Annotated in this window: 32 protein-coding genes, 1 tRNA gene, 1 pseudogene, 1 riboswitch and 1 other annotated feature; of the genes and pseudogenes, 30 read left to right on the forward strand and 4 right to left on the reverse strand. The window is 48.7% G+C overall.

Annotated elements, in window-relative coordinates:
- Nucleotides 1–410 precede the first annotated feature (410 nt).
- Nucleotides 411–1,481, forward strand: a complete 1,071-nt coding sequence (locus NZD86_RS07510) for an LLM class flavin-dependent oxidoreductase (protein WP_268045887.1) — start codon at nt 411–413, stop codon at nt 1,479–1,481.
- 2 nt (nt 1,482–1,483) lie between these two features.
- On the forward strand, nt 1,484–2,050 hold the full coding sequence (locus NZD86_RS07515; RefSeq protein WP_268045888.1) for an NADPH-dependent FMN reductase: 567 nt from the start codon (nt 1,484–1,486) through the stop codon (nt 2,048–2,050).
- Between the two features lie 219 nt (nt 2,051–2,269).
- Here the strand turns inward: NZD86_RS07515 and NZD86_RS07520 are convergent, their stop codons facing one another.
- Nucleotides 2,270–2,653 (reverse strand): DoxX family protein, encoded by a 384-nt coding sequence (locus NZD86_RS07520; protein ID WP_268045889.1) that lies wholly within the window; start codon nt 2,651–2,653, stop codon nt 2,270–2,272.
- A 481-nt stretch (nt 2,654–3,134) separates the two neighbouring features.
- Here NZD86_RS07520 and NZD86_RS07525 point away from each other — a divergent pair.
- The 3 genes and pseudogenes from NZD86_RS07525 to NZD86_RS07530 form a co-directional block, all read left to right on the forward strand.
- Nucleotides 3,135–3,254 (forward strand): annotated as a pseudogene (locus NZD86_RS07525) (transposase); the annotation flags it as partial.
- Nucleotides 3,255–3,627: 373 nt separating this feature from the next.
- Entirely contained in the window at nt 3,628–3,960 is a 333-nt protein-coding gene (locus NZD86_RS24705) for a PAS domain-containing protein (protein WP_407655220.1), read from the forward strand.
- A 56-nt stretch (nt 3,961–4,016) separates the two neighbouring features.
- The gene (locus NZD86_RS07530) at nt 4,017–4,460 is read left to right on the forward strand and encodes a GGDEF domain-containing protein (RefSeq protein ID WP_268045890.1); all 444 of its coding nucleotides are present in this window, start codon (nt 4,017–4,019) and stop codon (nt 4,458–4,460) included.
- Nucleotides 4,461–5,039: 579 nt separating this feature from the next.
- On the opposite strand, the gene NZD86_RS07535 is transcribed toward NZD86_RS07530, so the two are convergent.
- A complete protein-coding gene (locus NZD86_RS07535) occupies nt 5,040–5,405 on the reverse strand; it encodes a response regulator (protein WP_268045891.1) in 366 nt (121 codons plus the stop codon).
- A 63-nt stretch (nt 5,406–5,468) separates the two neighbouring features.
- Nucleotides 5,469–5,552: riboswitch (cyclic di-GMP riboswitch) on the reverse strand.
- 565 nt (nt 5,553–6,117) lie between these two features.
- On the opposite strand from NZD86_RS07535, the gene NZD86_RS07540 reads away from it, so the two are divergent.
- The 6 genes from NZD86_RS07540 to NZD86_RS07565 all read left to right on the forward strand — a co-directional run bounded on the left by NZD86_RS07540 (nt 6,118) and on the right by NZD86_RS07565 (nt 10,569).
- The gene (locus tag NZD86_RS07540) at nt 6,118–6,330 is read left to right on the forward strand and encodes a hypothetical protein (protein ID WP_268045892.1); all 213 of its coding nucleotides are present in this window, start codon (nt 6,118–6,120) and stop codon (nt 6,328–6,330) included.
- 505 nt (nt 6,331–6,835) lie between these two features.
- The gene (locus NZD86_RS07545; protein WP_268045893.1) at nt 6,836–7,288 is read left to right on the forward strand and encodes a DUF4372 domain-containing protein; all 453 of its coding nucleotides are present in this window, start codon (nt 6,836–6,838) and stop codon (nt 7,286–7,288) included.
- Nucleotides 7,285–7,743 carry a transposase gene (locus NZD86_RS07550; protein ID WP_268045894.1) on the forward strand — a complete coding sequence of 153 codons (459 nt, stop codon included), beginning with the start codon at nt 7,285–7,287 and terminating at the stop codon, nt 7,741–7,743. The genes NZD86_RS07545 and NZD86_RS07550 overlap by 4 nt, the downstream gene beginning before the upstream one ends.
- A gap of 503 nt (nt 7,744–8,246) precedes the next feature.
- Nucleotides 8,247–9,554, forward strand: a complete 1,308-nt coding sequence (gene ltrA / locus NZD86_RS07555; RefSeq protein ID WP_268042903.1) for a group II intron reverse transcriptase/maturase — start codon at nt 8,247–8,249, stop codon at nt 9,552–9,554.
- A gap of 115 nt (nt 9,555–9,669) precedes the next feature.
- Nucleotides 9,670–10,050 (forward strand): hypothetical protein, encoded by a 381-nt coding sequence (locus NZD86_RS07560; protein ID WP_268042902.1) that lies wholly within the window; start codon nt 9,670–9,672, stop codon nt 10,048–10,050.
- A 204-nt stretch (nt 10,051–10,254) separates the two neighbouring features.
- Nucleotides 10,255–10,569 carry an ATP-binding protein gene (locus tag NZD86_RS07565; RefSeq protein ID WP_268046818.1) on the forward strand — a complete coding sequence of 105 codons (315 nt, stop codon included), beginning with the start codon at nt 10,255–10,257 and terminating at the stop codon, nt 10,567–10,569.
- A 490-nt stretch (nt 10,570–11,059) separates the two neighbouring features.
- On the opposite strand, the gene NZD86_RS07570 is transcribed toward NZD86_RS07565, so the two are convergent.
- The gene (locus NZD86_RS07570; RefSeq protein ID WP_268045895.1) at nt 11,060–12,670 is read right to left on the reverse strand and encodes a DHA2 family efflux MFS transporter permease subunit; all 1,611 of its coding nucleotides are present in this window, start codon (nt 12,668–12,670) and stop codon (nt 11,060–11,062) included.
- Nucleotides 12,671–13,125: 455 nt separating this feature from the next.
- Between NZD86_RS07570 and NZD86_RS07575 the strand changes: the two genes are divergently transcribed.
- Both NZD86_RS07575 and NZD86_RS07580 read left to right on the forward strand, forming a co-directional pair.
- Nucleotides 13,126–13,407 carry an MBL fold metallo-hydrolase gene (locus NZD86_RS07575; protein ID WP_268045896.1) on the forward strand — a complete coding sequence of 94 codons (282 nt, stop codon included), beginning with the start codon at nt 13,126–13,128 and terminating at the stop codon, nt 13,405–13,407.
- Nucleotides 13,408–13,432: 25 nt separating this feature from the next.
- Nucleotides 13,433–13,840, forward strand: a complete 408-nt coding sequence (locus NZD86_RS07580) for an MBL fold metallo-hydrolase (RefSeq protein WP_268045897.1) — start codon at nt 13,433–13,435, stop codon at nt 13,838–13,840.
- Between the two features lie 242 nt (nt 13,841–14,082).
- Here NZD86_RS07580 and NZD86_RS07585 read toward each other — a convergent pair.
- A tRNA-Leu gene (locus tag NZD86_RS07585) sits at nt 14,083–14,171 on the reverse strand.
- 125 nt (nt 14,172–14,296) lie between these two features.
- Between NZD86_RS07585 and NZD86_RS07590 the strand changes: the two genes are divergently transcribed.
- The 17 genes from NZD86_RS07590 to NZD86_RS07670 all read left to right on the forward strand — a co-directional run bounded on the left by NZD86_RS07590 (nt 14,297) and on the right by NZD86_RS07670 (nt 26,509).
- Nucleotides 14,297–14,731, forward strand: coding sequence for a hypothetical protein (locus tag NZD86_RS07590; protein WP_268045898.1), 435 nt, complete (start codon nt 14,297–14,299; stop codon nt 14,729–14,731).
- Between the two features lie 233 nt (nt 14,732–14,964).
- On the forward strand, nt 14,965–15,165 hold the full coding sequence (locus NZD86_RS07595; RefSeq protein ID WP_268045899.1) for a cold-shock protein: 201 nt from the start codon (nt 14,965–14,967) through the stop codon (nt 15,163–15,165).
- A gap of 84 nt (nt 15,166–15,249) precedes the next feature.
- Complete coding sequence (locus tag NZD86_RS07600; RefSeq protein WP_268045900.1) at nt 15,250–15,684, forward strand: acyl-CoA thioesterase; 435 nt, start codon at nt 15,250–15,252, stop codon at nt 15,682–15,684.
- 358 nt (nt 15,685–16,042) lie between these two features.
- Nucleotides 16,043–16,930 (forward strand): sporulation protein YtxC, encoded by an 888-nt coding sequence (gene ytxC / locus NZD86_RS07605; protein WP_268045901.1) that lies wholly within the window; start codon nt 16,043–16,045, stop codon nt 16,928–16,930.
- Nucleotides 16,931–17,151: 221 nt separating this feature from the next.
- The gene (locus NZD86_RS07610) at nt 17,152–17,283 is read left to right on the forward strand and encodes a hypothetical protein (RefSeq protein ID WP_268045902.1); all 132 of its coding nucleotides are present in this window, start codon (nt 17,152–17,154) and stop codon (nt 17,281–17,283) included.
- 28 nt (nt 17,284–17,311) lie between these two features.
- Nucleotides 17,312–19,258, forward strand: coding sequence for a threonine--tRNA ligase (gene thrS / locus NZD86_RS07615; protein ID WP_268045903.1), 1,947 nt, complete (start codon nt 17,312–17,314; stop codon nt 19,256–19,258).
- A 73-nt stretch (nt 19,259–19,331) separates the two neighbouring features.
- Nucleotides 19,332–19,464, forward strand: a sequence feature (ribosomal protein L20 leader region).
- A gap of 58 nt (nt 19,465–19,522) precedes the next feature.
- Nucleotides 19,523–20,023: a translation initiation factor IF-3 gene (gene infC / locus NZD86_RS07620; protein WP_407655221.1), complete on the forward strand. Its 501-nt coding sequence runs from the start codon at nt 19,523–19,525 to the stop codon at nt 20,021–20,023.
- A gap of 63 nt (nt 20,024–20,086) precedes the next feature.
- Complete coding sequence (gene rpmI / locus NZD86_RS07625) at nt 20,087–20,287, forward strand: 50S ribosomal protein L35 (protein WP_268045904.1); 201 nt, start codon at nt 20,087–20,089, stop codon at nt 20,285–20,287.
- A gap of 52 nt (nt 20,288–20,339) precedes the next feature.
- Nucleotides 20,340–20,699 carry a 50S ribosomal protein L20 gene (rplT, locus tag NZD86_RS07630; RefSeq protein ID WP_268045905.1) on the forward strand — a complete coding sequence of 120 codons (360 nt, stop codon included), beginning with the start codon at nt 20,340–20,342 and terminating at the stop codon, nt 20,697–20,699.
- A 193-nt stretch (nt 20,700–20,892) separates the two neighbouring features.
- Nucleotides 20,893–21,678: a TrmH family RNA methyltransferase gene (locus NZD86_RS07635; RefSeq protein WP_268045906.1), complete on the forward strand. Its 786-nt coding sequence runs from the start codon at nt 20,893–20,895 to the stop codon at nt 21,676–21,678.
- A gap of 87 nt (nt 21,679–21,765) precedes the next feature.
- Nucleotides 21,766–22,977 (forward strand): MFS transporter, encoded by a 1,212-nt coding sequence (locus tag NZD86_RS07640; protein WP_268045907.1) that lies wholly within the window; start codon nt 21,766–21,768, stop codon nt 22,975–22,977.
- A 163-nt stretch (nt 22,978–23,140) separates the two neighbouring features.
- On the forward strand, nt 23,141–23,659 hold the full coding sequence (locus NZD86_RS07645; RefSeq protein ID WP_268046820.1) for a divergent PAP2 family protein: 519 nt from the start codon (nt 23,141–23,143) through the stop codon (nt 23,657–23,659).
- A gap of 182 nt (nt 23,660–23,841) precedes the next feature.
- On the forward strand, nt 23,842–24,900 hold the full coding sequence (locus NZD86_RS07650; protein WP_268045908.1) for a P-loop NTPase family protein: 1,059 nt from the start codon (nt 23,842–23,844) through the stop codon (nt 24,898–24,900).
- A 66-nt stretch (nt 24,901–24,966) separates the two neighbouring features.
- On the forward strand, nt 24,967–25,161 hold the full coding sequence (locus tag NZD86_RS07655) for a hypothetical protein (protein WP_268045909.1): 195 nt from the start codon (nt 24,967–24,969) through the stop codon (nt 25,159–25,161).
- Between the two features lie 218 nt (nt 25,162–25,379).
- On the forward strand, nt 25,380–25,613 hold the full coding sequence (locus NZD86_RS07660; protein ID WP_268045910.1) for a spore coat associated protein CotJA: 234 nt from the start codon (nt 25,380–25,382) through the stop codon (nt 25,611–25,613).
- Nucleotides 25,610–25,876, forward strand: a complete 267-nt coding sequence (locus NZD86_RS07665) for a spore coat protein CotJB (protein WP_268045911.1) — start codon at nt 25,610–25,612, stop codon at nt 25,874–25,876. The genes NZD86_RS07660 and NZD86_RS07665 overlap by 4 nt, the downstream gene beginning before the upstream one ends.
- Before the next feature lie 63 nt (nt 25,877–25,939).
- Nucleotides 25,940–26,509 carry a manganese catalase family protein gene (locus tag NZD86_RS07670; protein ID WP_268045913.1) on the forward strand — a complete coding sequence of 190 codons (570 nt, stop codon included), beginning with the start codon at nt 25,940–25,942 and terminating at the stop codon, nt 26,507–26,509.
- Nucleotides 26,510–26,538: the final 29 nt, after the last annotated feature.

Raw genomic sequence — 26,538 nt, forward strand, 5'->3', positions numbered from 1 at the left:
GTAAACCGTCCTTAAACCGGCCGAATTCATTGGTCACGGAGTAAGATCAAGACCGGGGGATACCACCTAAGTCCGGGATCGATACGATCAGACGAATATATGGTGTACGTGCCGCGATATCAACTGTTGGGCAAATGGTGAAATAATAAATAAATGTCCAACCTGACTGCTTGGGGAAGTTCTATAGAGGAAAAGACAAAAAGAGCATCCTGTAAGATAATGATAATCCCTCGGATGATATCATTGTATCCTCCAATAATATCATTTTGGATACTATATCACATTGAAGTGCGTACTTACTGTAATGACCATTACATCTTATAATAGCCGGTGGGTAACATCTGAACCTTGTTGCGCGGGCAAGGGTATTTACTTGGGTCACGTTCAGAACACTACGACAGGTGATATCGTTGAAAAAATACAGGATTAATCCAGATAAAGGTTTGGAATTCGGGATTTATACATTAGGGGACCATATCCCTAACCCCTACACTGGAAAGCGTATTTCTGCCGAAAGGCGAATTCATGAAATCATTGAACTAGCTAAGCTGGCTGAACAGGCAGGTATTGATTTTTTTAGTGTCGGTGAAAGTCATCAGGAGTATTTCGCTACTCAAGGACATGCTGTCGTTCTATCCGCTATTGCCCAGGCGACAAGTAAAATTAAAATCGGAAGCTCATCCACGATTATCAGTACATCAGACCCAGTTCGGGTCTATGAAGATTTCGCAACCATTGATTTGATTTCCCATGGACGCGTGGAAATTGTTGCTGGTCGTGCATCCAGAGTCGGGCTTTTTGATTTACTAGGCTACAACCTCCGCGATTATGAAGAACTATTTGAGGAAAAGTTTGAACTTCTGTTGAAGATAAATGACGAAGAAATTGTGAATTGGAACGGGGAATTTCGGGCTCCCTTAAGGGATGCAAGGGTTTTACCGCGCCCACTAAACGGATCGTTGCCGATTTGGCGTGCCGTTGGTGGGACACCAGCCAGCGCCATCAAGGCGGGCTATGCTGGAGTCCCAATGTTCATGGCCCATTTAGGTGGACCCGCTGCGGTTTTTAAACGAACTGTTGATGCGTATCGTGAGGCGGCACGACATAACGGATTCGATCCGTCTCAGTTACCCGTGGCGACAGCCGGATTTTTCTATGCTGCGCAAACGACACAAGAAGCACTGAAGGAGTATTATCCCCACATTAATGAGGGAATGAAGGTAACAAACGGCCAAGGGTTTGCGAAACAACTCTGGGTACAAGGTACTGATACCCGAAGTGTCATGAACGTCGGAAGTCCGCAGCAAATCATCGAAAAAATTCTTTACCAACATGAACTCTTCGGTCATCAGCGTTATATCGCCCAAATGGATTTCGGCGGTGTGCCGTTTGATAAATTAGTAAAGAATATCGAGATCATCGGTACAGAAATTTTACCAGCTGTCCGAAAGTACACGGCTACAAAAAAGGAGGCTGAGTAAAAATGAAAATTGTTCTCCTATCTGGTTCAAATGTCGGGTCAAAAACAAGAACCGCAATGAATTACGCTCAAACCGTTTTTGCTGAAAAATATCCAGATATTGAAACGACACTAATTGATTTAGTCGAATATGATGTCCAGTTTAGTGATGGACGAAATTACCTCGAATATGATGGTGATACAGGTGTTGTGACAAGAAGCATTATGGAAGCGGATGCTATTGTCATTGGAACACCTATTTTTCAGGCGTCTATTCCAGGTTCACTGAAGAACATCTTCGATTTGCTCCCAGTGAATGCGTTTAGAGATAAAATTGCAAGCATTATTGTTACTGCAGGTTCGTCTAAACACTACCTAGTAGTAGAGCATCACTTGAAGCCTATTTTAGCGTACATGAAAGCGCAGAGCGTTCAGACCTACGTATTTATCGAGGAGAAGGATTTCCACCGTAAAGAAATTGTCAATGATGACGTTCTCTTCCGAATTGAACGTCTCGTTGAGGATACCATTTTGCTAACGAAGACCTATTCAAACATTCGCGATGAGAGAGAAGCAGAATACGGTTTTTAACGACAATACAACCAATGCAGTTCTGTAGTGTGGTTTTATCTCCCCGATCGGTACGCCAACCGGTCGGGATTCTTACTTTTCGTCGTACTTTTGATTGCAAATAATAACGTCAATTAACCTACATGGACTTGACCGTTGATGCCCTTACTCGTCTACGAAGCAATTCTCCATAACAACTGACACACCACATACGGACGTAGCGTGGTAACAACTGAGGTACTAAAACAGTACATACTGTCCTGGGCCGACCATTGCAATACCGATTGACACTGCGATAAGGTGAAGATTATATTCGTAACCATTTGGTTGTATATAGCCGTTTTTTCCATGTACCCTAGAAATAGCGACCAGCATTGTAATGGTAATCAATGCGGCTGCAAGCCACATCCATACGCCTGCTGCAAACAGCAGTCCGGCAACGATTTCAAACAGTGCCGCCAGAAACGCATTTAAAAGCGGTGGTTTTACGTTTATAGATTCCAACCATCCAGCGAAACCTTTTAAACCAGGCCCCTTAAACCAACCGAACATTTTCTGTGCACCATGTGCTGCAAAAGTTAATCCCACTACAAGACGAATGATCAGTAATCCGATGCTCATCATCTAGCATTTCTCTCCTTGTTTGTTTCAGCATCTATGTTCGTACGAATGGGCAGAAATCACATGCTATTTGACAAAGAGCCAGAACAGTGTACATGGATAACTTAACAGTGCTTGTTACGTCCCATGTTCTGACTAACTACAGCTTCCACGAGTTACACTTACGACTTACTTTGCGCAATCTTCGGCTGTGTACTCACGTGAGGAAAAATTACGTTTGTGCGGCTTAAAAGTGGCAAACGGTGATATAATTTTCAACGGATATGGGAATCCAAAGCGGCGTTATGAGAACTCCATTACCGCTACGCCCATTTTTTACATTTACGTTTCCGATAGGTTTAGTGGTATATTGGAACGGTTAGGAAAGAGGCATTTCCCCTTAATTTGGCTGGTGACCAAAGGGGAATGCCTTTTTTCGTTCATAGCGTTCGATGTATGAGTGGAGACCAAGTGAGCCATTGACTGTATGATGCAGGTAACGTCTGCGATTCCTAAGCTTCGCAAAGGGAGTTACTTCCCCAGTATTCTGGAACCCAGGAGAAAAGCTGAGAATGCGCTTCTATCGGTTGTTCAAGAGGCTTATGTGCATGGTGTAAGCACCCGCCAAGAGACGCCTGCACGTGAGCAAGCGTCTTTCGTTTAATCCCTCTGATACCATGATACACGGGAAATTTGGCCATATACTGTTGACCTACTGTTGTTTTCCTGTTGATTTTTTATCCTTGCAGTTCTAGACGTTCACACTACGCCAGCGACACGTAAAGCCTCTTCCTTACTGTCAACAAATTGTCCAGTAAACTTGCTCTCTCTTGCTACACGAGCGAGCTGACTTTTTGCCGTGGCGCTCCTTGCTGGTCTGACGACTACGATGTTTTTAAATCCAAAACTCATATAAAGTCCATAACTCTTTTAAAGAACCGGTAGAGTTTCAGGTTTCAAAAATCTTTAACTTTTCACCATCAATAATAAGGTGATACTTGAGGGGTGATTTTCGCAACATTACTTTTCAAATCATCTATGAAGGCCGCCCCGTCAGACTGAGTAAAACCTTCGAACACAATAGTAGATATGCTTCACCATCGTACGAAAGGGTCCTTGGGATATCCGCGAACTGGTACACAGGTAAACCAGGAATTGTTGTTGTACATCAGGCTGACCGGGAAAAAGTCGTATCTGCGTTTCAAAAAGCTGTTAGGTCGAAGAAAACGGTACAAGTGGAATACCTCAAACGTAATATTGCAAGAGACGACTACCTGGAGGTTGAATCTTTACTTATCTTATCCCAATTGCGGATACCGATGGACATGTAGAAAAGGTAATCTCAGTTTCCCGAGACATTACAGAACGTCAGGCTACAAGAAGACGTATGGAGTATTTAGCATACCACGACCCATTGACCGACTTACCTAATCGTCGACTCTTTAGGAAGCGTCTAAAAGAAGCAGTTTTAAATGCAAAACGTGAAGGGACCCAGCTAGCAGTTCTGTTTTTAGATTGCGATAAGTTCAAAACAATTAACGACACACTAGGACATGACGCAGGTGATGATGTTCTACAGTTTTTCGCGTACACACTTCAGGAGAGTGTCGTCGGCGTTGGGACAGTAGCCAGGCTTGCTGGAGACGAGTTTGCGGTTTTGCTGGAGGGGGTTTCCTCACAGGAGGACGCATTGATTGTAGCTGACCGAATTGTGAAAGCGGTTCGATCTCCCTGGGAATGGCACGGTCATACAACACAAGTAACAACGAGTATCGGTATTTTCTTTCTACCCGATTCACAAGGATATAAAAACACTATTAGTATCAGCTGACGGTGCCATGTATCAAGCAAAGAACAGCGGAGGGGATAAATACCATTTGATATCAAACTAGCTGTGGCTGTCATGGGCGTAATAAGGCGAAGCTTAATGCATTATGTGTTTGTGTCTTCAAGGTACAAACCCACTATCACAGTCCACTTCGTGTGGGCTGTCTTTTTGTGGACATAGAAAAACCCGCACCACTATGGCAACGATGCGGGGACAATAAGGTGGTTTAGTTCCAGCCAAGTATGTATCTACTCCCTTCATTGTTCAAGGAAACGTGTACTGCACATACAACCCACATCTATAGACAATGCAGTAGCCTGAAAGACTATAAAATGGGCCCACTTAGTATGATACTTAATTCGTCACGCCAGGCTCAAGCGACCATCTCTTATCATTTCCAACACTATCTTAGAGTCAATACCAGTATCACGGACTATCTCGAATATAGTTGCTCGATTATGTGTGGACAAGTATGTTTCAACAACTTGTACAATTGACTTGATACATAACGGGCACAGATCATACCTTGCATGAGAAAATGGTGTATGACACCTCTTGCACTCCTTAAGCACTGTTTCACCTTCACATCTTTTTTAAACAGGTCAACAACTCACGAACCACGGCTCCTGGCTGAAATGGCTTAACCAGGAATCCTCGTGCACCAGCCTTAACTGCCTCGTTAATGATTTCAGCCTGTCTCATAGCAGACACAACTATTACCTTTGCAATTGGGTTTAATGTCATTAAAACCCTTAGAGCTTCTAATCCCCCCATGCCTGGCATAGTTAGGTCCATAGTAACGACATCGGGGGAATGAACATTGTACAAATGTACTGCTTCCATCCCGTTCTCCGCTTCGGCAACAACATGGTATCCAGCATTGGTAATAATTTTCCTAATGACGCTTCTCATAAATGCCGAGTCGTCCACAATCATTACTTTGTACATATGCTTTCTCTTCCTGGCTAAAGGCAATAAAAGAACGAGTCACAGGATGCATGGATCGCTTGACAATGCAACCCGACGATCATGGCATATCCCGTTAGACCCGTAGCTTTGTATCCACACCTTTCGATGTGTTTACCAAATATCCGGCTGTAGAAACCCACTATAGTCGTCTATATTGTACAGACTGCTCTTCCAAAAAAGTAGTCACAATTACCACCAGCAACTAATATTTGGAGATCAGCGTTATACGATGTAAAGTCTGACGTGGTGAAAATATATACAAGGCATACCCGTGTTAGAAACGGTAAGCAAGGATGGAGTGCACGGCAGATATGGTAGGCCAGCCGGCTACCCACGGGAGCCTACAGAGAACGGTAAGGTGAAAAGATGCCATGATTGCAAACAGACTAATCACCTGCATCAAGATAACTGAGTGATTGACTAATGGACGTAAATGGGAGAAACAGACACAACAGTCACCCTACCTAGATATATGTAATAGTGAAGGGTGGGAATATCGGTCATGACGCAGGTGCGTCGTATTTGTAGCATGTTGAATTGGAATGGCTCCCCCGATCTTACGGGCACCCTAAACGAGATGGATGTTGTTTCAGTTCGATTGTTATGATTACGAAAAAATGCACATTTGACAGCACTCCCCAGACTCAATAATGCATACTCTGTGTAGTCTGCGCGTTAAACAAACAGAAACATGGGAGGACTTATGGGTCAAAGGGATTACTACGTGCAAATGATGATGCGCCATGAACAAGCTAGACTTGAACACATCAACGAAAATCAGTGGATGTTCGGGGATATGAAAAAAGGTACTTTAATGAACCGATTACGCATGATGACTAGAAAGCTTCTCAAGAAGCAAACAATGAACGAGAAATATCAGCGACAGTTGTTATTGGATAAATAACGACAGGTGCTATGTACTGGGTGAAATGAAACGACAGTTCACTCACTCAGAAAGCCATACAAGCATTCAGTGGCTACTGAACATAGCCGTGCCACCAAGCAATGCCTATGTTTAATCACGAAGGAGCACATGGATCATTTGCGTGTAACAGCCAACCTTATGATGGGTTGGCTGTTACACGTGTTGATGAAACCCCCATTTAATCTGAGGTTCACTGGAAGTAGACATGTCTTATCTTCGTGGTTATCCAAATCGGTTACTTATACAAAAGAACGATATGGATAATTTTTCTTGACTAAGATTTTGTAAGGGGATAGATTTTACCCATTAGTCATCACTAGCATTGCATAAAGGAATTTAGGATTTGTCAAGTGCTTCAAGTTGTCAGAATGAATAGACGCAATGTTTGGAATGTTCATGATTTAGACAACCACTGACATGAAAAATCTCCTTAGAATAAGAGGTACAGGTAGTCCTGTCCGACTCTCTACTAAGGAGACTAGGCATGGACAAGGATACCACAAAATCTGTGTTTGCGGAATATGTTCTTCCGCTGAACGTCAGTTCCATATTGCAGGAATTAGATCATCTCAAGCTCGATCGGTACGTCAAGAAGCTCGGCGTTATTCCATTCATTAGGCTCATCGTCTTCGCCCAGGTCAACCAGATCCCGTCCCTGACGGATATCAGTTTAGAGCTGGAAGCCAATGAATCCCTTCAGAAGGAATTGGCGCTGGATTCTATTAGTGCCTCACAGTTATCCAGGAAGTTGCGGGAAACTCCTTCAACATTTTTGGATTTCGTTTTCCGTCAATGCGTTGAACAGATTACGCGTCAGGTCGGCATAAAGCGAGCGAATGAGAAGCTCAGACGGATTAACCTGGTTGACTCATCAACCATTTCAATGTTCTCTCGCAGTATCCATGGGCAGAGTTTCGCAGGACCAAAGCCGGTGTGAAATTGCACTTGCGTTTGGTGTTTCTAGACCACCAAGTCGCGCCGGACAAGGTGATTCTCACACCTGCCAAACCTGCAGACAAAACGCAGATGGATGCGTTGGTGGTCGTGGAGCCCGATGCGCTCAACGTCTTCAACCGTGGCTATGTGGATTACCGAAAGTTCGATGCGTACTGTGCAAACAAAACAAAGTTTGTCACGCGGCTCAAAGACAACGCGGTCATTCACGAAGTCATTGAGGAACGAACCGTGCCGGACGATTCACCAGTCACCAGAGAAGCCTTGGTGCGCTTGGGGAGTTACCCAAATTACGTTATGAAGTACACCCTGCGGTTGATTGAAACCACGGACAGTGAAGGCAAGCGCGTCGTGATTCTGACGAACGACATGGCGATGGATGCGGAGCAAATCTGCGACGTGTATCGAAAGCGTTGGCAAATCGGCGTGTCCAGATAAGGACACAGTAGCTAGTTGGTGCAAGTCCAACCGGGAGAAGAGACTCCCCTCCCGTAGCCTGAGAGGCACCGTGGAGCGAAAGCGATACGGTGGAGCCCTCTGACATCGTGCTCAACAGGAGCGCGGGCAAAACTCCAGGTTGTAACGATAGTGAACGCGGATGTAGCCTCGTTACACGCAACTCCGGTGGCTGAGACGGTCGATAACGTGCGAAAGCAATAAGAACTGACCGAAATGAGTCTGAAACGGTGGTTCTCACCGGCGGGGTATCAGCGGCGACATGGAGGGAAAGTTGCTGTGGAAACTGGAGAAGCCCTCGACGCCCGTTGAAGAAATCTCATCGAGGAGGCCGCCCCTATAACCGTGATCGGGAAATGGGCGCGGTAGGCGTCAGGGTGGCGGAACGGATCGTAGTACCGTGGATTCGCGTGCAGTAAAACACGCGAGGAGGGAAGGGTCCGAACCTGTAAACATTCCGTACGACCGAGGGAGGCAAGGATGTCATGATAAAAACATCCATCAGTTTGCAGGAACTAAGGCGGCGGATATATCAAAAGGCGAAGTCTGAACCTACGCATCGATTCTGGGGATTATTCACCCACATCACCAACATGACTACCCTCTACGAAGCGTATCAACATGCGAAGAAAAACGGCGGAGCCCCAGGCATCGACGGACAAAGCTTCGCAGATGTAGAGCAATCGGGCGTCCGAGCGTTCCTAGAAGACATTCGAGCAGAGCTGCAGGCTGGAACTTACCAACCGCAAGCCAATCGTAAAGTGGAAATCCCGAAGGCGAATGGGAAAATGCGTACCCTGCAGATTCCGTGTATCCGGGACCGCGTGGTACAAGGGGCGTTAAAACTGATACTGGAGGCGATTTTCGAGGCCGATTTCTGTCCAAACTCGTACGGATTTCGACCGAAGCGCTCCCCGCATCAAGCACTGGCAAATGTGCGACGTAGTATACTGCGACGTATGACAACAGTGATTGACGTAGATTTGTCTCGCTACTTCGATACGATAAGGCACAATTTACTGCTGGAGAAGATTGCGAAACGTGTCCAAGACCCACAGGTGATGCGCCTTGTAAAACAGGTGATTAAGGTAGCTGGGAAAATCGGCGTTCCGCAAGGCGGACCGTTTTCTCCGCTCGCTGCAAATATCTACCTGAATGAGGTTGACTGGGCATTTGATGCTATCCGGCGGAAAACAGCGGAAGGTAGTTACGAAGCAGTGAATTACCACCGATTTGCCGACGACATGATTGTCACTGTAAGTGGCCACTCCAGTAAACGTGGATGGGACAAGCTAGCGTTGCGGCGACTGCGAGAATATTTGGAACCCTTGGGGGTTGAACTGAACCTGGAAAAGACTCGAATGGTCAACGTCCTAAAAGGTGAATCATTTTCTTTCCTAGGATTTGATTTCAGACGAGTACAGAATCGGAGCAGGACTGGATATTTCATCCTGATGACACCGAAGAAGAAAGCCCGACAGGCGATAAAAGCGAGAATCCGCGAAATAATTCAAAACGGGGGCGCGAAACCGGCAAAAGACGTTGTGAAACAAGTTAATGCCATACTGACTGGATGGGTGAACTATTTTCGGGTCGGCAACTCGAGCCGCGCATTTGGAGAAATCCGTGACTATACAGAGATGAAAATCCGAACCCTGCTGTCAAGAAGGAAACGAAGACGAAAGCGTAGCATCGGGTGGCGGAGATGGAGTAACGAATATCTGTACGGCGTGTTGGGGCTTTACTGGGACTGGAAAGTCCATCCCCTCAAAAGCGTAGACGGGTTTCGATGAAAGTGTCCGTAATCACGATAGGTCTCATAACCCTTTTGACAAAGTTTATGGGGTGAGCTGCTTGAGGGAAAACCTCACGAGCAGTTCTTATGGGGAGGGGCTGGAAACGGGTCGCATGGCGGTACCGCGCCAGTCTTTTACCCGACAGTTGTTTTTTAAATGGGTCAAGCAACATCTCGTACTCAAGCGGCTCTACGGCAAGAGTGAAAATGCTGTGTATAACCAACTGCTGATTGCGCTGATTACATACTGCCTGTTGATTCTTATACAGGCGAAGGTGTCCCATAACGGCAAGCTGCTCGACGTCTACAAATGTTTACGTCTTTACTGGGAGCGAAGCTTTTCGGAGTTTGTGAAGGCGTTGTACAAGAGCCCAGGTCGAACATCCAAGGGCAGACGACGATGCAAGGTGGACGACATCTTCGAGCAAACGGTGCGGCAGTACATAGACGGTGAAACGGAGCATCTCGAGACCGTGACCTACGACCTAATATAAAAATTCCTGATTATGGATATTGGGACTACCTGACACAGGAGTACTGACTTTTTAGACCATAAGCCGCTGAAATTAAAAATCTGAGTGTTCAGACCTGGTGTCCAGACCGTGGTGTGCCTCACTTGACAAGCTCAGAGAAGTTTTATGCAATGCTAGTGGTCGTATGAAGATCAAATACCCCTAATCCATTGTGAAGTAAATCAAATTAAGCAGGTGTTTATAAATGTCGTAAAAAACGCCATTGAAGCTATGCCTAATGGTGGAAGACTTTCTATAAATTTAGCGACCAATAATGATACAGTGTCCATTCAGTTTATTGACGAAGGTATAGGAATTCCCGCAGACGTAGTACCAAGGATTGGAGAGCCGTTTTACACGACTAAACAAAGTGGAACTGGATTAGGCGTCATGGTCAGTCAAAAAATCATTATAGCACATCATGGAACAATCGATATTTCAAGCGAGGTAGGAAAGGGAACAACGGTTAATATCTGTTTACCCATTACACCACTCATTTGATCGAGTGAATACCAATCAAATTGTGTCTATTGGGCCAACAGCAAGTAGACCTTCTTGCTTCGCGTTCTCTAATGTTAGACCAGTAACAACTGTACCTGAAGCTGCCGACCCATTGATGAGGACAGCATGGTTTGAGCCGGTTGCATCAATAACGGTAGACGCAGTAGCATTCGACTGTGTTGGATCTGATTCGAGAGTTACCGGTTTGGTGATGGTCACCATTTCATTGTACGTACCTGGTTCGACTATAACAGTGTTGGCTGCGCACTACTAAGTGCATGACCAATGGTTTGGAATGGGCTTGTCGCCGTACCTTGGCCACTTGTATCGCTTCCGGAAGTGCTTACATAGATGACTGAGGAAGATGAAGGTAGTGTCTGAGCATTAGCGACTATATTGCTTGCAGACCACAACTGTGAATATATGGCGACTCAATTCCACTTTCACCATTTTATTGGTCCGCGGACACGTAGAATCCGCGATGAACAATTTATTGTTGAGGCTCTGTAGGAACCGGTAGAGCTAATCTCGGTTGTGGTTGTTCCTTCGGCGTTTCCTTTTTCGCCCGTCTTAAGAAGAATGACATAACCAGGGCTACGACACTAATTGCCGTGGCAACCAAAAATGCATCATTGACGCCTTGGACGCTTGCTAATTGCTCTGCTTTCCCGTGCAAAATGTACTGAACCAGTCCCCTGGCCGTCTGGACAGACTTACCGGTTTGAGCAGCAATTGCTTGAGTCAGTTGCTGCACCTGGTTGTATATCTGTGGATTGGTGGACGTTACGGTGTTGACATACTGATTATAGTGCGTCGTTGTCCGATTGGTCATGACAGTGATGAGCAACGATGTTCCGAGAGAACCAGCCACCATTCGAACCGTATTAGCTGCAGCCGTACCGTGCGCGGCAAATTCCCGTGGTAAATGATTGAGGCCGCTTGTCATAATCGTCATCATGATGAATCCCATCCCAAACATTCGGAACGTATAAATCCATTCAATGTGACCGAGTGGCGTGTTTATAGTGAGATAGCTTAATTCCCGGGTGGTGATCACAGTTATCAGTAAGCCAACAATGGCTAATGGGCGAATGCCTATCCTGTCCAACAAAGCACCGGAAATAGGGGACATAATCCCCATTACAATGGCTCCCGGGAGCAATAGTAATCCAGAATGTAATGGGGTATACCCACGTATGTTCTGAATGTACATCGGTGTCAATAAAGCCCCTCCGAACATAGCCATGTTGATGACACAACTCACAGCTGCCGCTAGAGAATAACCGCCGTACTTGAATACTCGCAAATTTAAAAGCGGGTGGGTCGACGTCAACTCCCGAATGACGAACAGCACGAGGAACACGAGGCCTACAATAATACTGACTCTTACTTCAGCACTTCCCCAACCTTTGCTACCCGCTTCACTAAATCCATACAGAAGTGCACCTAGACCAATAGTTGAAGTCAGGAAACTGACCACCTCAAATTTCGGGAATGTCCGTTCCATTACGTTTCTTAAGAATATCGCTGCGACAATCAAGTCGATCACTGCAACGGGAATGACGATATAAAACAGAAGCCGCCATGAGTAGTTTTGAATGATCCACCCCGACAAAGTAGGTCCCACAGCTGGAGCAAAGAACATAGCGATGCCGATCGTCCCCATCGCCCGCCCCCGCGTTTCTGGTGGATACAGGTTCATAATGACCGTCATCATCAGTGGCATAACGACGCCCGCACCAGCCGCTTGAATCACACGCCCGATCATCATGACCGTGAAATCAGGTGCCGCCGCACAAAATACGGAACCGATACCGAAACAAGCCATTGAACCGAGAAACAACTGCCTCGTCGTGAAGGTCCCCATTAAAAACGCCGTCCCTGGGATAACGATCCCGTTTGTGAGCATATACCCGGTAGTTAACCATTGAATCGTGTCCGCCGAGACATTAAACTCTGTCATCAGTTTCGGAATCGCTACATTCAATAGGGTCTGATTCAAAATTGCCGCAAAAGCCCCGAGAACGAGCGAGATCAGAATTGGAGCCTTATGAATGGTCGCGGCGCTACCGTTCCCCAACCCCCTGGCTTCTCTATTCATACGCACATAAGCCTCCTGATTTATGAACACTTGCGTTTGTACGTGGTTCCAACCGTTTGGTACAGCCTTGGGGCGATTCCACGGGGACAACTTACGTTACCTTCGTCATGCGTCTGTCGGTCGGCAGGAGAGAGAACGTTGGTCAGTTCCATTACAGTTGTGCCTCGGGACTTACCCACATAAACATCTAAAGTTTGTCCGACCGTGTCCTCGTTGATTTGTGGTTCTCTAATGTTTACTAGTCGTATACGGTTTGCTTGGATGGAATGCTTATCCCTGTGAATTCTGTCATGCCGTGCACAACATCCAACATCAGGGAATTCTCAAAGTGAGAGAGGGAACGTTATAGTGAGAGCGACTGATGAGTTCGCATGACATTTACGAGCGCCCAAACTCGAAGGTACGTCTAAGAAGACACATTATATAGAGGGTAGTTCTGAATGGAAGGGTGACCGATGCTAAACTTTGTTGGCTGTGGAAGTGCATTCAATACTGCGCTCGGCAACAACAGTGCTTACATGAAATTCGATGATACGCTGTTCATGATCGATTGTGGTAGCGCCAATTTTGGCCGTATCAAACGCGCTAATTTACTCGATGGTATCAAACACATCGACGTACTGATTACACACCTTCACCCTGATCACATTGGTTCACTGGGCGACTTGATCTTTTACACGTACTACAATATGCGGCCGATGTTCGGAGTGAAGGTTCGGCTTCTGATAAGAGCTTGAAATCGATTTACGGTCAGTTTTGCAGATGGAGGGAGTTACACAGGACAAGTACGTGTTTGACGTTATTAAGAGCAGTCCGTTTGTATCATATTACGGATTGACAATTGCACTCACTGAAGTTGAGCATGCGGAGGAATTGAAGAGCTATGGATTTCTGCTAACCATGGGCGACAAACACATTTACTACAGCGGCGACAGCAATATGATTCCTAGCCAAGCATTGGGTTTGCTCATAGAGGGAGATATTCACTACTTCTATCAAGACACATGCAAGGCGGACTATCCCGATAATGTACATTTGTCATTGATTCGGCTATGTGAGTTGATACCGCAGGAATATCGCAGCAAAGTGTACTGCATGCATTTAGACGAGACATTCAATGTAGACGAGGCTAGGGCATTCGGATTCAATGTTGTGACTGCGTCATGCTGAGTTATGGCATCTGATCAGTCGGTAGGTGATACAATTAAATTTACCTTGATATCGACAATATCTATGGCTGTAGACACTTTGTCATTCGATTAAATCCCCTTGATATTCCTCATGTTTCACCTCAAGAAACACGCATCAGATTCGACCCATGCGATAGTTTCGTTGCCCGACAGTCTCAAACAAAAAATCGCCCAAAAACGACAGACTCGTTTCGGGCGATTTCCTACTGAAAAACTTATGTATGGTGCCGAGAACCGGACTCGAACCGGTACGGGGCTCACGCCCCGGCAGATTTTAAGTCTGCTGCGTCTGCCAATTCCGCCACCCCGGCGCGTAGCGGATTTAATATTAGCACGCCCGTCTAATTTGGTCAATGCCAATGGTCATCGTTTATTGTCAACATTTTTTTGTCTCATTCATACATCAAATTAGGGTAAATGAACTGAGGTGATGACGGTGTCCAAACTGCAGAGTGTTTTGGGGGAACTTCTTCAGAATAGACGGTGGAGTACCATATTGGTCGGTGTCCTTGCGGCAGCGAAAGTCATCACGGATGCGTTCGGTTGGCACGTTATCACAAACCAGCTGACAAACCAGATCACGAACGTTGTAGCTGCGCTGGCGACCATTGCCACTGTGTTTATGTCCCACAAGTCTCCCGTTCGCGTCAGTGAGGGAGCCGGAGACACGGCAAGCTCCAACCCGGTAAATTCGACGAATTCGGATTCTGTCTCGGGTGCGATCGTACAGAGTGGGACAGACCTAGGTGCAACAGGGACGGTCAAGGATGATGCGGGTGCTGGACCGGCGATGAATTCGGTTGGCGATCACGCTGTTCAACCCGAAGCGGCATCTGATGGCTATGCAAGACCACCGGGAATGTCGAACTAAGTCGAGGAATATTCCTTGTCTAGCATAGTTTCGCAGGCTTTACCGGTGCTTCGGTTGGTGTATAATAAGGTCGTCTTCAGCAACCGAATTGAGTACGGCATTGTGTGTGAATTTTGAGCCAATATCCTGGGCCTCAGGTTCAGCGTATTGGATTTTATTGTAGCTGTACACGGTTTTCTGATGATACCCTATTCTGTAGGGCGGTCGAATTTCCGCCGTGGAGGTACGCGTTCATGCAAGAAGGTATTGTAAAGTGGTTCAATGGTGAAAAGGGTTACGGATTTATTTCTGTCGAGGGTGGCGACGACGTGTTCGTTCACTACAGTGCCATTGAGGGAACTGGCTTTAAGACACTTGACGAAGGCCAACGCGTAAGTTTTGACGTAGTGGAAGGGCCGAAGGGTCCCCAAGCCGCAAACGTCGTGAAGCTCTGAGACGCTTTTCCTTTAAATCTTCGCCGCTCACCACGAGCGGCTTTTTTGTGCTTTTGTGTCTTTTGTGTTTTTAGGAGGTTTGTCATGATCGAGGCAGTTGAAACGAGGCTGGAAGTTCGTTGGGGTGAATGCGATCCGGCAGGTATCGTCTATCACCCAGCCTATATTGATTGGTTTTCTGTGGCACGTATGCACTTCTTGTCTGAAAACGGAATACAGTATATGGACACTTTTCACGTGGCTAAAATCCACTTACTTGTGACAGATGTGGCTTGTAAGTATATCAAGGCATTGAGAGCGGAAGACCAAATTACCGTTGTTGCCCGTCTAGTTGAACGTTCGCGTGCGAGACTGATGTTCGTGTATGACGTACTGAACGATGCGGGGGAAGTTTGTGCAACCGGACATACTCGGCATGCGTTTGTGCAAGACGGATCGAATAAACCTGTTAACTTGGAGAAGGCTGCAGCCGAATTATGGGCGCACGTTTCGGCACTACCTGTGTCGGTTCGCGCGTAATTTTGGCGTCCTCCTTCTGTATGCCTACACCGTTGAGACAGTGTGATGTGTATGCTGTAGAAAGACGGTAGTGGCGTACGCGAGGGAACGACGTGAACGGGTAAAATGGGCTTCGGCCTGTCCCGTTTCAATAAGCGGTCATGGCTCAGAGGGAGCGCGCCACCGTAATCGGTGGGGGCTGGAGGCTATAAGTTCGATTCCCGTCAGCCGCACCAAAGTGATACCGTCGACGCATTGTTTGCGTTGGCGGTTTTGTCGTTTAACTGGAATGTCCGGGGTATAGCCTATCGTGAACATCCTCATACTGGAAATGCGGTAAGGGTAAGACTGGAAATTCGCGATGGAAGGACTGGTGAACGTGCCTATCATTAAGGTAACAATTAACCACGCGTTCCCGGCCCTGATTGACAAACTATCCCGTGTAAGTGGCGTGGAAGTGAAGGATGAGGACTCGCTAGCTAATGCATTAATATGTGAGTATCATCCACACGCCATCCCGCAGATGTCGCAAGTTCTCACGAATGTGCTGTTTAGCGATTGGTTGTTTGCAACTCTAGAGGCACAGCTTCAAACGGAGCAGAGACAACTGACAAATGATGAGTTGGAATATCTCATTCTTGTCTTTCTCCATGAGGTGCGCTCGGGGGAAGTGACGATTGCCAAACGAGCGTACAGTGAGTGGATCAACCGCTCCGTACAAGGGCTTCATGCTTTGTTGAATGCGAATCAAACGATAATATCGCTCGACGGGTTTGCACGGTTTCGCCTGAGGGCATTTATGAATGGACTCAGTAGTATGATGGCTGATCGGGTAGGGCAGTTCATGATAGATAGGGAGTATGAGGAATCCGTCTCCATGCTGAAGTACATGCTTGAGTCACAACCTTCTGTGGAGCGGGAATTACATGTGTTTTGCGCTCCGGATCGGGTTTGGATCACGGATGCAAGCGGTGGTCTCGTACGCGATAGTGACATCACCGAGATCGCCTTGGCTGAGTCTGGTGGGGACTTGAATAGTGAAGACTTGGCAATGAGTATTTTGATCACGAGGTCGCCTTGCCGGATCGTTCTTCATGATATGAATCCTGACGCGATGTGGCCGAGTTTTGCTGAAACACTCGATAGGGTATTTTCCGAACGTGTACAGCGATGTGATCATTGTAGTACTTGCCAACAGTTGGAACAGGCACACCATCATTTACCGGTAGATGGTCCGCATGAACATCGCTTTCGCCGAAATCACTGAGACACGTATGATACTTGACAGGCCGGGTAACCTGTCGTAGTCTGCATAGTATTAACTGATACTCAAATTGCATTGCGGAAAGACGCACTCGCTTCGCATCGTACACTAGAGAGGGACGCCAAGGCTGCAAGCGTCCTGCACGAGGCTCTGCGAGACACCACTTTCCAAGCAGTCACTGGGGAGGCAAACCGCTGAAACAGTGGCCGGTACACCCCGTTACGGTGAAGGAGCTCAATGATGCGCTGGCGATGACCAGGTACATTGAGGAATTTGGGTGGAATCACGTGACCGACGTTCTCGTCCCATGGGCGAGGGCGTTTTTTATTTGTCCAAAAACAGGTGTCTATCGGTGAATCGGATTCCCCATAGGAGGCAAAACACGTGGCAAACGAAGTGGTTATTCATTTGAAAGACGGATCGGAACGGCGTCTACCCGCTGGCAGCACGTATGCAGATGTCGCAGCGGGTATCAGTCCCCGTCTGGCGAAGGAAGCTGTCGCTGCGAAAGCGAACGGACAAGTTGTGGATCTATCCCGCGAGATCGAAGATGGTGCGCAAGTAGAACTGTTGACGTTAAAGGACCCGGAAGGCCTTGACGTGATGCGCCATTCCACGGCGCACGTCATGGCTCAAGCGGTAGCACGTATTTTCCCAGGCACCAAGTTTGCCATTGGTCCTGTGATTGAAAACGGGTTTTATTACGATTTTGCCGATCACGACTTTACACCGGAGGACTTACCTCGCATCGAGGCCGAGATGAAGAAAATCGTCGATGCGGATTATCCGATCGAGCGTGAAGTCATTTCCCGGGAAGCAGCGCTCAAGATGTTCCGGGACAGGGAAGATCGCTTCAAAGTGGAAATCATTGAGGACTTGCCGGCGGACACGACACTCACCATTTACAAGCAGGCCGAGTTTGTCGATCTCTGCCGTGGTCCACACCTGCCGTCCACAGGCCGCATTAAAGTGTTCCAGTTGCAGAGCATTGCTGGTGCGTACTGGCGGGGCGACTCTTCGCGTGAAATGCTCACGCGGTTGTACGCGGTCGCTTTCGCAAAGAAGAGCGATCTCGACGAGTACAATCGCCTGCAACAAGAAGCTCGTGAGCGTGATCACCGCCGGATCGGCAAAGAGCTCGACATCTTCATGTTGTCACCTGAAGTCGGGCAAGGTTTGCCTTTGTGGCTGCCCAACGGTGCCAAGATTCGTCGGACCATCGAGCGTTACATCGTGGATTTAGAGGAGTCTCTCGGCTACGATCACGTCTATACGCCCCACCTTGCAAGCATTGAGTTGTACAAGATCTCCGGCCACTGGGATCACTATCACGAAGACATGTATCCGCCCATGCAAATGGACAATGAGGAACTCGTTCTGCGGCCGATGAATTGCCCGCACCACATGATGATCTACAAAAATCACATGCACAGTTATCGCGAACTGCCCATTCGCGTTGCGGAACTCGGCATGATGCACAGATATGAAATGTCCGGGGCGTTGGCCGGGTTGCAACGCGTACGCGCGATGACCTTGAATGACGCGCATATCTTCTGCCGTCCGGATCAAATCCAGAGTGAATTTGAGCGCGTCGTGCGCTTGATTGAACGTGTCTACAAGGATTTCGGCATCAAGGATTACTACCACCGGTTGAGCTATCGCGATCCGGCGGACACCGAGAAATATGTGCAGAACGACGAAATGTGGGAGAAGGCACAGCAGATGCTGCGTCAAGCGATGGACAATCTCGGGCTGGATTATGTTGAAGCGCCAGGTGAAGCGGCATTCTATGGTCCGAAATTGGACGTTCAAGTCCGCACGGCTTTGGGCAAGGATGAAACACTGTCGACCGTACAGTTGGACTTCCACCTGCCGAATCGATTTGATCTCGAATACGTTGGGGAAGACGGCAAAATGCATCGTCCGGTCGTCATTCATCGCGGGGTCGTGGGCACCATGGAGCGGTTTACCGCTTTCCTCATTGAGCAGTACAAAGGTGCGTTTCCGACTTGGCTGGCACCTGTTCAAGCGGTGGTCGCATCCGTCTCCAGTGACTTCGCACCGTATGCTGAAGAGGTTGCAGATAAACTCCGCCAGCAAGGGCTGCGCGTAGACGCCGATACGAGACCTGAGAAAATCGGTTACAAGATCCGTGAAGCACAGGTGCATAAGGTTCCCTACACGCTGGTGGTCGGACAGCGGGAAGCGGAAGAAGGCACGGTTTCCGTTCGTCGTTACCAAACGGGTGACCAGGGTAGTATGGACCTGGAAACCTTCGCAAAGAGACTTCAAGAAGATGTACAGAGTAAGGCACTGTTGGTTGAAGCATAAAACCCGGCGGTTTAATGTTGAAGCTTGACAGTCTGCCAAAAACACTCTAAAATGACAACGATAATTTGATTTGTGTACCAAGCAGAAGCCTGCCGCTTCTCACCTGATCGGCTATGCTGACGGGTTACCCTGGAAAGACGACTCTGTCGTCATTCAATGACGCTATCTAGGGAGCGCAGGCCATTGGCCTGCGCTTTTTTGTCGACGTGGTATCGGCTACACATTTTTCGGAGGTGACATCAGATTAGCAAAGAAGGATATCAGGTGAATGATGGAATTCGCGCGCGGGAAGTCCGTGTTGTTGACGCGGAAAACGAGCAGCTTGGCATTATGTCCCTGCGTGATGCACTCCGTTTAGCGGAAGAGCGGAACTTGGATTTGGTCAACGTCGCACCGAACGCGAAGCCACCTGTCTGCCGGATCATGGATTTTGGCAAGTTCAAGTACGAGCAGAGCAAGAAAGAAAAAGAGTCGCGGAAGAACCAAAAGGTCGTTCTTCTCAAGGAAGTTCGCATGACGCCAAACATTGAGGCGCACGACTTCAACGTGAAGTTGAAAAACGTCCTCAAATTCCTCAGTGACGGTTCGAAAGTCAAAGTATCTGTGCGTTTTCGCGGTCGCGAAATCACGCACTCGAACATCGGCCAAGAACTCTTGCTCAAATTAGCCAAGTCAGCTGAGGAACAAGCGGTGGTGGAACGTATGCCGCGCTTGGAAGGCCGTCACATGGTCATGATTTTGTCACCCAAACAACCGAGCGCGTAGGCTCTCAGTCAGTGTTCCCCCAAGGGGAGGCACAGGTTTCGATTTTAGAACGGAGGAAGTTACATGGCCAACAAGATGAAATCACACAGTGGTTTGAAAAAGCGCGTAAAGCGTACGGCTTCTGGAAAATTGAAGCGCGCACACGCGTTTGCATATCACAAATCCGAGCACAAGTCTGCATCTCGCAAGCGTCGTCTCCGTGGTACCACGCTGATTTCTGCGAGCGATTACAAGCGTATTAAACAGTTGGTGGCTTATAAATAATCATATGTCTCGTGGAGCAGCATGAAGGACCTAAAGGAGGAAACATTTAGTCATGGCACGTGTTAAAGGTGGTATGGTGACGCGCCGTCGCCACAAGAAAATTTTGAAGTTAGCCCGCGGCTACCGCGGTTCGAAGCACCGTTTATTCCGCACAGCGAAGCAGCAGGTAATGAAGTCGCTGATGTATGCTTACCGTGATCGTCGAGTCCGTAAGCGCGACTTCCGCCGCCTCTGGATCCAGCGTATTAATGCGGCAGCTCGTTCGAACGGAATGTCTTACAACAAGTTCATGTACGGTTTGAAGTTGGCAGGCGTCGAAGTGAACCGCAAGATGTTGGCTGACCTCGCAGTTGCGGATGGGGCTGCGTTTACGCAGTTGGTCAACGTAGCTCGTGAGAAGCTAAACGCCTAACAAACTCGCCCCGGTCAGAATCCTGGCCGGGCGCTTTTGTCATTTTCGAGTGATTCTCGTGTTTCCCAGGGACGGGGCTGGTCGCTGGTCGTGACCGTTTAGGCTATGAGCGTTCCGGGGAATTCTGTTTTTGTGAACGTTTTCCCTGCCCCACAGGGGTACAGTGGGAGAACCGTTTCTAGGAGGATTTGGTGTGTATATCGAGTCGCCGCAGAATGCCCGCGTGCGTGCCTGGAGCCAGTTGAAGTCAAAAAAAGTCCGATCACGGCAAGGTCTGTTTTTAGTAGAAGGCCGCCGATTGGTCGAGGAACTGGTTGGCAGTGCGTATGAATTGGAAGCGCTGTTATGGAATGTTGCGGCGGACGAGCCCCCGTCACACCTAACAGAACACCCGAAGTTTCAGGGGCACGTCTATGAACTCTCTCCGGCTGCCTTCGCCCTCGTATCCGATACGACGACACCACAGGGACTTATCGCGATAGCGAAGTTACCTGAGACAGGCTCCCAGGCGGGATCGATCTCGACGCACGCGGTTTTGCTAGACGGGATCCAGGACCCCGGGAACGTGGGAACGCTGCTGCGTTCGTGTGAAGCATTCGGCTTTCATTCAGTTTGCTGTGGCACGAGCACAGTCGATCCGTTTGCCCCCAAAGTCGTCCGCAGCGCGATGGGCGGTATGTTTCGTTTGGATTTGTGGACTGAGGACAGTGTGCAATTCATAGAGGATTGGCGGCGGAATCACCCTGATGGGCGTGTCATCGTGGCGGCTGCCGACGCGGATGAATTGTGTTATTCGGCAGACATGCGCCGGCCGACGTTAGTCGTCATTGGCAGTGAGGCATTCGGTGCGAGTGACGAAGTGCGTGAATTAGCCGATCTCGCTGTTGCCATTCCCATGCAGGCGGACACGGAGAGTTTGAACGCAGCGGTGGCTGGGAGCATCTTATTATACGAGGCATATCGTCAAGGTCGTCCATAGCTGTGCCCGATACGGGTTGAGATAGTCCGGTTGGACGAGCGGTGTTCCAGTCACCGGTGCGGTCAAGCGCCCAAAGGGAGTGACCAGGTGCAAAGTACAGCGAAAACGGTGTTTGGTCTGAAACGCAGCCTCGCGCTGTTAGTGCTTGGTCTGTGTGAATTTGTCCGCGGATCGCTGATTTTTTTTATTATCCCGATGTATGTTCACAATGTACTGGGTTTTTCCACCGCAGCGATTGGGTATGCCATGGCTGCTCACTATGTCTTTGACACGGGCTTGCGTTCGCCTGCTGGATGGTTGGTAGATAGACTCGGGCAACGGAAAGTGTGCCTTGCGCTACTGGCTGTTGCAGGTTTCGGGCTTTGGCTCGTCGTCAGTCAACAGGTCTTTTGGCTGATTCTTGTTGGGTGTGCTCTCCTGGGTGTTGGCATGGCCGCCATCTGGCCAGCCGTTATAGCGCGAGCCACGGAAGGCTTGGAACCGGATGCCTACGCGACAGCGATGGGCGGCGTCATGATGGCTTGGCTCCTAGGAGCAGGGCTGGGCGCTATTTGCATGAGTTGGCTGTTTGGTGTGCATGTTCAACGGGGATTTGCCACACTCATGGTGCTCTGGACGTGTGCATACGTGTTAGCGATGGTTGTGATGAGCAGTTGGAGCGCCAGGACGGGTCTGCGTAAGCGTACACACTTACTCATGGTTCTACGCGAAGTGAACAGCGTGAAGGTATTATTTCCAGGTGTTTTCGTACAGACATTTGCAATCGGCGTATTGCTCCCCGTGCTGGTCTTGTATGCAAGAAATGTGCTACACCTCGACTCGCGAATGTACAGCTATCTATTGCTGACCGGAGGAGCAGCAGCCGTGCTCTTGCAGGTGCCGGTGGGCCGTCTAGTAGACAAGTACGGATATCGAGCTTTTTTAGTAGCAGGATTTCTCATGGCCGCCGTGTCTTTGCCTATCATTGGTGGTCTTCATCAGGTGCGAGGCATTTTTTTCGCCGTCGTCTTGTTTGGTGCAGCATATGCATTCATCCTGCCGTCATGGAACGCCGTTGTGGCACAGTGTATTACGCCACAGCGCAGGGCGGTCATGTTTGGTGTGTTTATGACAGTCGAGGGTCTCGGTATGGCCGTCGGTCCCGTGGTTGGAACGGAGATGTGGAACGCCATGGGGCCGAGTGCCCCGTTTGACGTCGCATCCATTATTCTCTTCATCATGAGCATACTTTACGGTATGATGCGTTTGGACAAGTTATTTATCAAACGGAATCATCAATCGCCATCAAGGGCATCGTGATGGCCGTCTGTCTGTCGAATCGGTCCCAGAGATGGGAGTATGGTCGCTACTCGCCCAGCGTTTAGACTAAGCGAGCCGAGGAAACTGTGACCTTTCTCCAGTACGGTACGGTCGTACAACTTGACAAAGGAGCGTCCCAATTGTGATTCACCCTTCCTCATATATGTGGGTGGCCCCATTGGTAGCCATGGTAGTGGCACAGGGCTTAAAACCGATATACAATATGGTGCGCTTGCAGTCGTGGAATTGGCGTCAGATGCGGAATTCAGGAGGCATGCCGAGTTCACATACAGCACTTGTGACCGCACTTGTAGTTGAACTGTGGATGCGGTACGGCGGGTCCGATCCCGTCCTCGCCATCGGCTTTTTCGTTGCAGCGGTTGTCATGTATGATGCAGCCGGTGTACGCTGGCAAACGGGTCGCCAAGCGGCTGTTCTCAATCGATTACTAAACGATCTCCGTGGACAACAACTTAACAATGTAACGAGCGGTGGCCCAACTGACTCGCATTCAGAACCAGACGAGTCCGCCAAGGCACAAGGTATTCGGCCGCTCAAGGTCGTCAAGTCGCCGTGGTGGTTAATCGACTGGCCTGTGTTAAATGAACAAGTTGGCCATAAACCCACAGAGGTTGTTGGCGGCTGTTTGGTGGGAATCATTGTAGGGTTACTTATCCACTGAGGCATTGTGTCACCCGGGGCTGTTATCAAAGCCGTGTTCCATCGGCTCTGGTAGCAGCCCTATTTTTGTCTTCTGGGTATTTGTGTACTCAGTAAAGCAAAAAAAGTTTCTCTTCAGCGTAAAATGTCTATTGCGTTTGCACGTAATATTGATTATTCTTCAGAGTAAAGGGAGGGAGAAAGGTGTTTGAGGATATACAGCTAAATGTTCCATTGTTGCGTCGAAGGGTCCCTAACTTGACGACCGCGGCTCGGCGTGTCGGACTACGTGCTGCAACCGTCTCCAATCTCTGCACAGGAAAAATTCCCGTGGCACGTGCGGAGGTGCGAACGTTGGTTGCGTTGGCGGCGCTCGCTGGGTGTCGCTTGGATGAGCTGATTATTCGTGGAGGCGGTGTCGGAATGATCGAAACGGGTATTAAAGTGGTCGACGTCTTTGCGCCCATCGTGCGTGGGGGAACGATAGGATTTGTTGCCCGCCCTGGAATGGGTCAGTTGGTGCTGCTCGCTGAACTCTTTCGTCGGTTACAGCAACGGCAGTTCGCGACGGTGTTTTGGATGCCAGGTGAAGAGGCTATCGGTATTAGCGATGTCGTTGCGGAAGTTGAGGTTGTCTGTCACTCCCTCGATGAAGTTCAGGATGAAGTGTCCAATTTACGGACAGACAAGGATGTCTTGTTGGGTGTGGACAGATCTATGGTCCTGTCGGGTGAGTTGGCCACTCTGAAGGAGCGAATTCAAGAAGCAGGAGCACGTCCGGTGACCGTTGTGTTGGTCGACACACTGGGACACGGTGCGGATGAAGAGTCTCCGTACGGTCCATTAGACACGTTGCTCAGATTTGATGCAGACCTCGCAGCGAGGGGATTTTATCCGGCTGTTGACCCAGTCATATCCACCTCTACGCTGCTCGAGGGAGCTCAGTTGGAAGCCGCTCATTTGAACATTCAGCAGCGGGCTCGCAAGATGCTTCGTCGTTATCGGGAGTTGCGGGCGTTGGTGAACATCAGGGGAGTGGAGAAAGTTCCGGCATCCGATATGGAAACGTACCGACGCGGTGAGAGACTGGAGGCGTTTTTCACACAGCCATTCTTCGTTGCGGAAGCTTTTACGGGAAAACCAGGAGAACACGTTGTCTTGACCGATACGCTAGAGTGTATCCGCCGCATCATGGACGGGGAGGCAGATGACTTGGACGTTTCTGAAGTTCAGTATGTTGGACGGATCGAATTTCAACCGTAGAATCACTGTTGTGGTTCTTCGGCGCTATCTCCAAGTACGTCACACAATTTATGGGGATGGATATCCATGATGAACCTCTGGGACTCCGAAATGCTGATTCGCTTAAGACAGGAACAATTGGAACGTGACTCGACACACTTCTGGAAACTCGATGCGTTTTATGCCAGCCGCCGGAAATCACAATGGACCGGATTGCTCCCACGAATTCTGCGTGGGCTCGTCCGAGTTGAACGGCTCCGTACGTTTACTAGCCGGAAGTGATGACACACCGAAAACGAGAACTTCTTTCACGTAGTTGAGCTTGACATCGAATATCATAAATAACTCAATGAACGAAATACTCTCTGAGCTTGCCGATGCTGGAGAGTATTTTTTATGCGGAAAACACAAATGAAAACCCGTTTTCCGACTTTTCACTGTCCCACCGGCATACATATGGGCACGAAGTCACCGCGTGGTGGTGAAAGGAGGAGTCGGCTGTGGAAGAGGGAAAACTCGGTGAAAGTCAGTGGCGTCAGTATCAGCCATATCATAGTCCGTTTGACCCATGCCCTCCACGGGCGAAACGATACGTTGTCCCACCCAATCAAATGATGACATTCCAATCCTCGGGTTTAAAACAATATTCTCCGCATGAGGCACTTCGGCGAGGAACGCTCTGGCCAGATCTGTACAGTCCGTATCCATATGGGGAACGGGAGGGGAAGAGATGAGCGGCACCGTTCCGAAACAATACTACCAGTACATGCACGAACTTCAGTCGGTCGATTTTGTCTTGGTTGAGTTAACCCTGTATCTCGATACACATCCGGACGACAAACAAGCACTCGCCCAATTCCAACAGTTCCAAAAGCGGAAACAAAATTTGGTCCAGCAGTTCGAGTCAGCCTTCGGCCCGATGTACGAGTTCGGCATGAGTCCCGCCGATGGAACCTCATGGAAATGGGCAGAAACACCGTGGCCCTGGCAGGTGTAAAAAGTGGAGTTGACCGGTCGAAATGGCAACTGAAGTGCGATTGGCCCAGGGGAGGGGTTGCCAGTGTGGATTTATGAGAAGAAATTGCAGTATCCTGTTCGGGTGAGTAAGTGCGATCCAAAACTAGCAAGGTTACTCATTGAACAGTACGGTGGTGCGGATGGGGAGTTGTCCGCGGCGTTGCGCTATTTAAATCAGCGATACACCATCCCCGATAAGGTCATTGGGCTGTTAACGGACATTGGAACGGAAGAGTTTGCGCACCTTGAAATGATCGCGACGATGGTATACAAACTGACGAAGGATGCGACACCAGAACAACTAAAACAAGCGGGTTTAGCCGATCACTACGTCAACCACGATTCGGCCCTCTACTACGAAAACGCCTCCGGTGTTCCCTGGACAGCGGCTTATATTCAAGCCAAGGGGGATCCCATTGCAGACTTGTACGAGGACATTGCGGCGGAGGAAAAAGCCCGGGCCACGTACCAGTGGATTATTGACAATACAGACGATCCCGATATCATCGACAGCCTGAAATTTTTACGCGAACGTGAAATCGTTCACTCGATGAGATTCCGTGAGGCCGTTGAAATAATTAAGGATTATCGGGACGAAAAGAAGGTGTTCTAAGTCTCCACGGCATACCTAAATTGACCCTT

Source organism: Alicyclobacillus dauci, assembly GCF_026651605.1.
GTDB classification, from domain to species: domain Bacteria; phylum Bacillota; class Bacilli; order Alicyclobacillales; family Alicyclobacillaceae; genus Alicyclobacillus; species Alicyclobacillus dauci.

What these genes read in the sequence shown, in the direction of transcription:
- NZD86_RS07665 (WP_268045911.1), top strand. Translation starts at nt 25,610, where the DNA reads ATGAGCGGCACCGTTCCGAAACAATACTACCAGTACATGCACGAACTT.
- NZD86_RS07655 (WP_268045909.1), top strand. Translation starts at nt 24,967, where the DNA reads ATGATGAACCTCTGGGACTCCGAAATGCTGATTCGCTTAAGACAGGAA.
- NZD86_RS07575 (WP_268045896.1), top strand. Translation starts at nt 13,126, where the DNA reads ATGCTAAACTTTGTTGGCTGTGGAAGTGCATTCAATACTGCGCTCGGC.
- NZD86_RS07530 (WP_268045890.1), top strand. Translation starts at nt 4,017, where the DNA reads ATGGAGTATTTAGCATACCACGACCCATTGACCGACTTACCTAATCGT.
- NZD86_RS07515 (WP_268045888.1), top strand. Translation starts at nt 1,484, where the DNA reads ATGAAAATTGTTCTCCTATCTGGTTCAAATGTCGGGTCAAAAACAAGA.
- NZD86_RS07540 (WP_268045892.1), top strand. Translation starts at nt 6,118, where the DNA reads ATGGGAGGACTTATGGGTCAAAGGGATTACTACGTGCAAATGATGATG.
- NZD86_RS07520 (WP_268045889.1), bottom strand. Translation starts at nt 2,653, where the DNA reads ATGATGAGCATCGGATTACTGATCATTCGTCTTGTAGTGGGATTAACT.
- NZD86_RS07580 (WP_268045897.1), top strand. Translation starts at nt 13,433, where the DNA reads ATGGAGGGAGTTACACAGGACAAGTACGTGTTTGACGTTATTAAGAGC.
- NZD86_RS07545 (WP_268045893.1), top strand. Translation starts at nt 6,836, where the DNA reads ATGGACAAGGATACCACAAAATCTGTGTTTGCGGAATATGTTCTTCCG.
- NZD86_RS07600 (WP_268045900.1), top strand. Translation starts at nt 15,250, where the DNA reads ATGATCGAGGCAGTTGAAACGAGGCTGGAAGTTCGTTGGGGTGAATGC.
- NZD86_RS07570 (WP_268045895.1), bottom strand. Translation starts at nt 12,670, where the DNA reads ATGAATAGAGAAGCCAGGGGGTTGGGGAACGGTAGCGCCGCGACCATT.
- rplT (WP_268045905.1), top strand. Translation starts at nt 20,340, where the DNA reads ATGGCACGTGTTAAAGGTGGTATGGTGACGCGCCGTCGCCACAAGAAA.
- NZD86_RS07645 (WP_268046820.1), top strand. Translation starts at nt 23,141, where the DNA reads ATGTGGGTGGCCCCATTGGTAGCCATGGTAGTGGCACAGGGCTTAAAA.
- NZD86_RS07595 (WP_268045899.1), top strand. Translation starts at nt 14,965, where the DNA reads ATGCAAGAAGGTATTGTAAAGTGGTTCAATGGTGAAAAGGGTTACGGA.
- rpmI (WP_268045904.1), top strand. Translation starts at nt 20,087, where the DNA reads ATGGCCAACAAGATGAAATCACACAGTGGTTTGAAAAAGCGCGTAAAG.
- NZD86_RS07560 (WP_268042902.1), top strand. Translation starts at nt 9,670, where the DNA reads ATGGCGGTACCGCGCCAGTCTTTTACCCGACAGTTGTTTTTTAAATGG.
- NZD86_RS07535 (WP_268045891.1), bottom strand. Translation starts at nt 5,405, where the DNA reads ATGTACAAAGTAATGATTGTGGACGACTCGGCATTTATGAGAAGCGTC.
- ltrA (WP_268042903.1), top strand. Translation starts at nt 8,247, where the DNA reads ATGATAAAAACATCCATCAGTTTGCAGGAACTAAGGCGGCGGATATAT.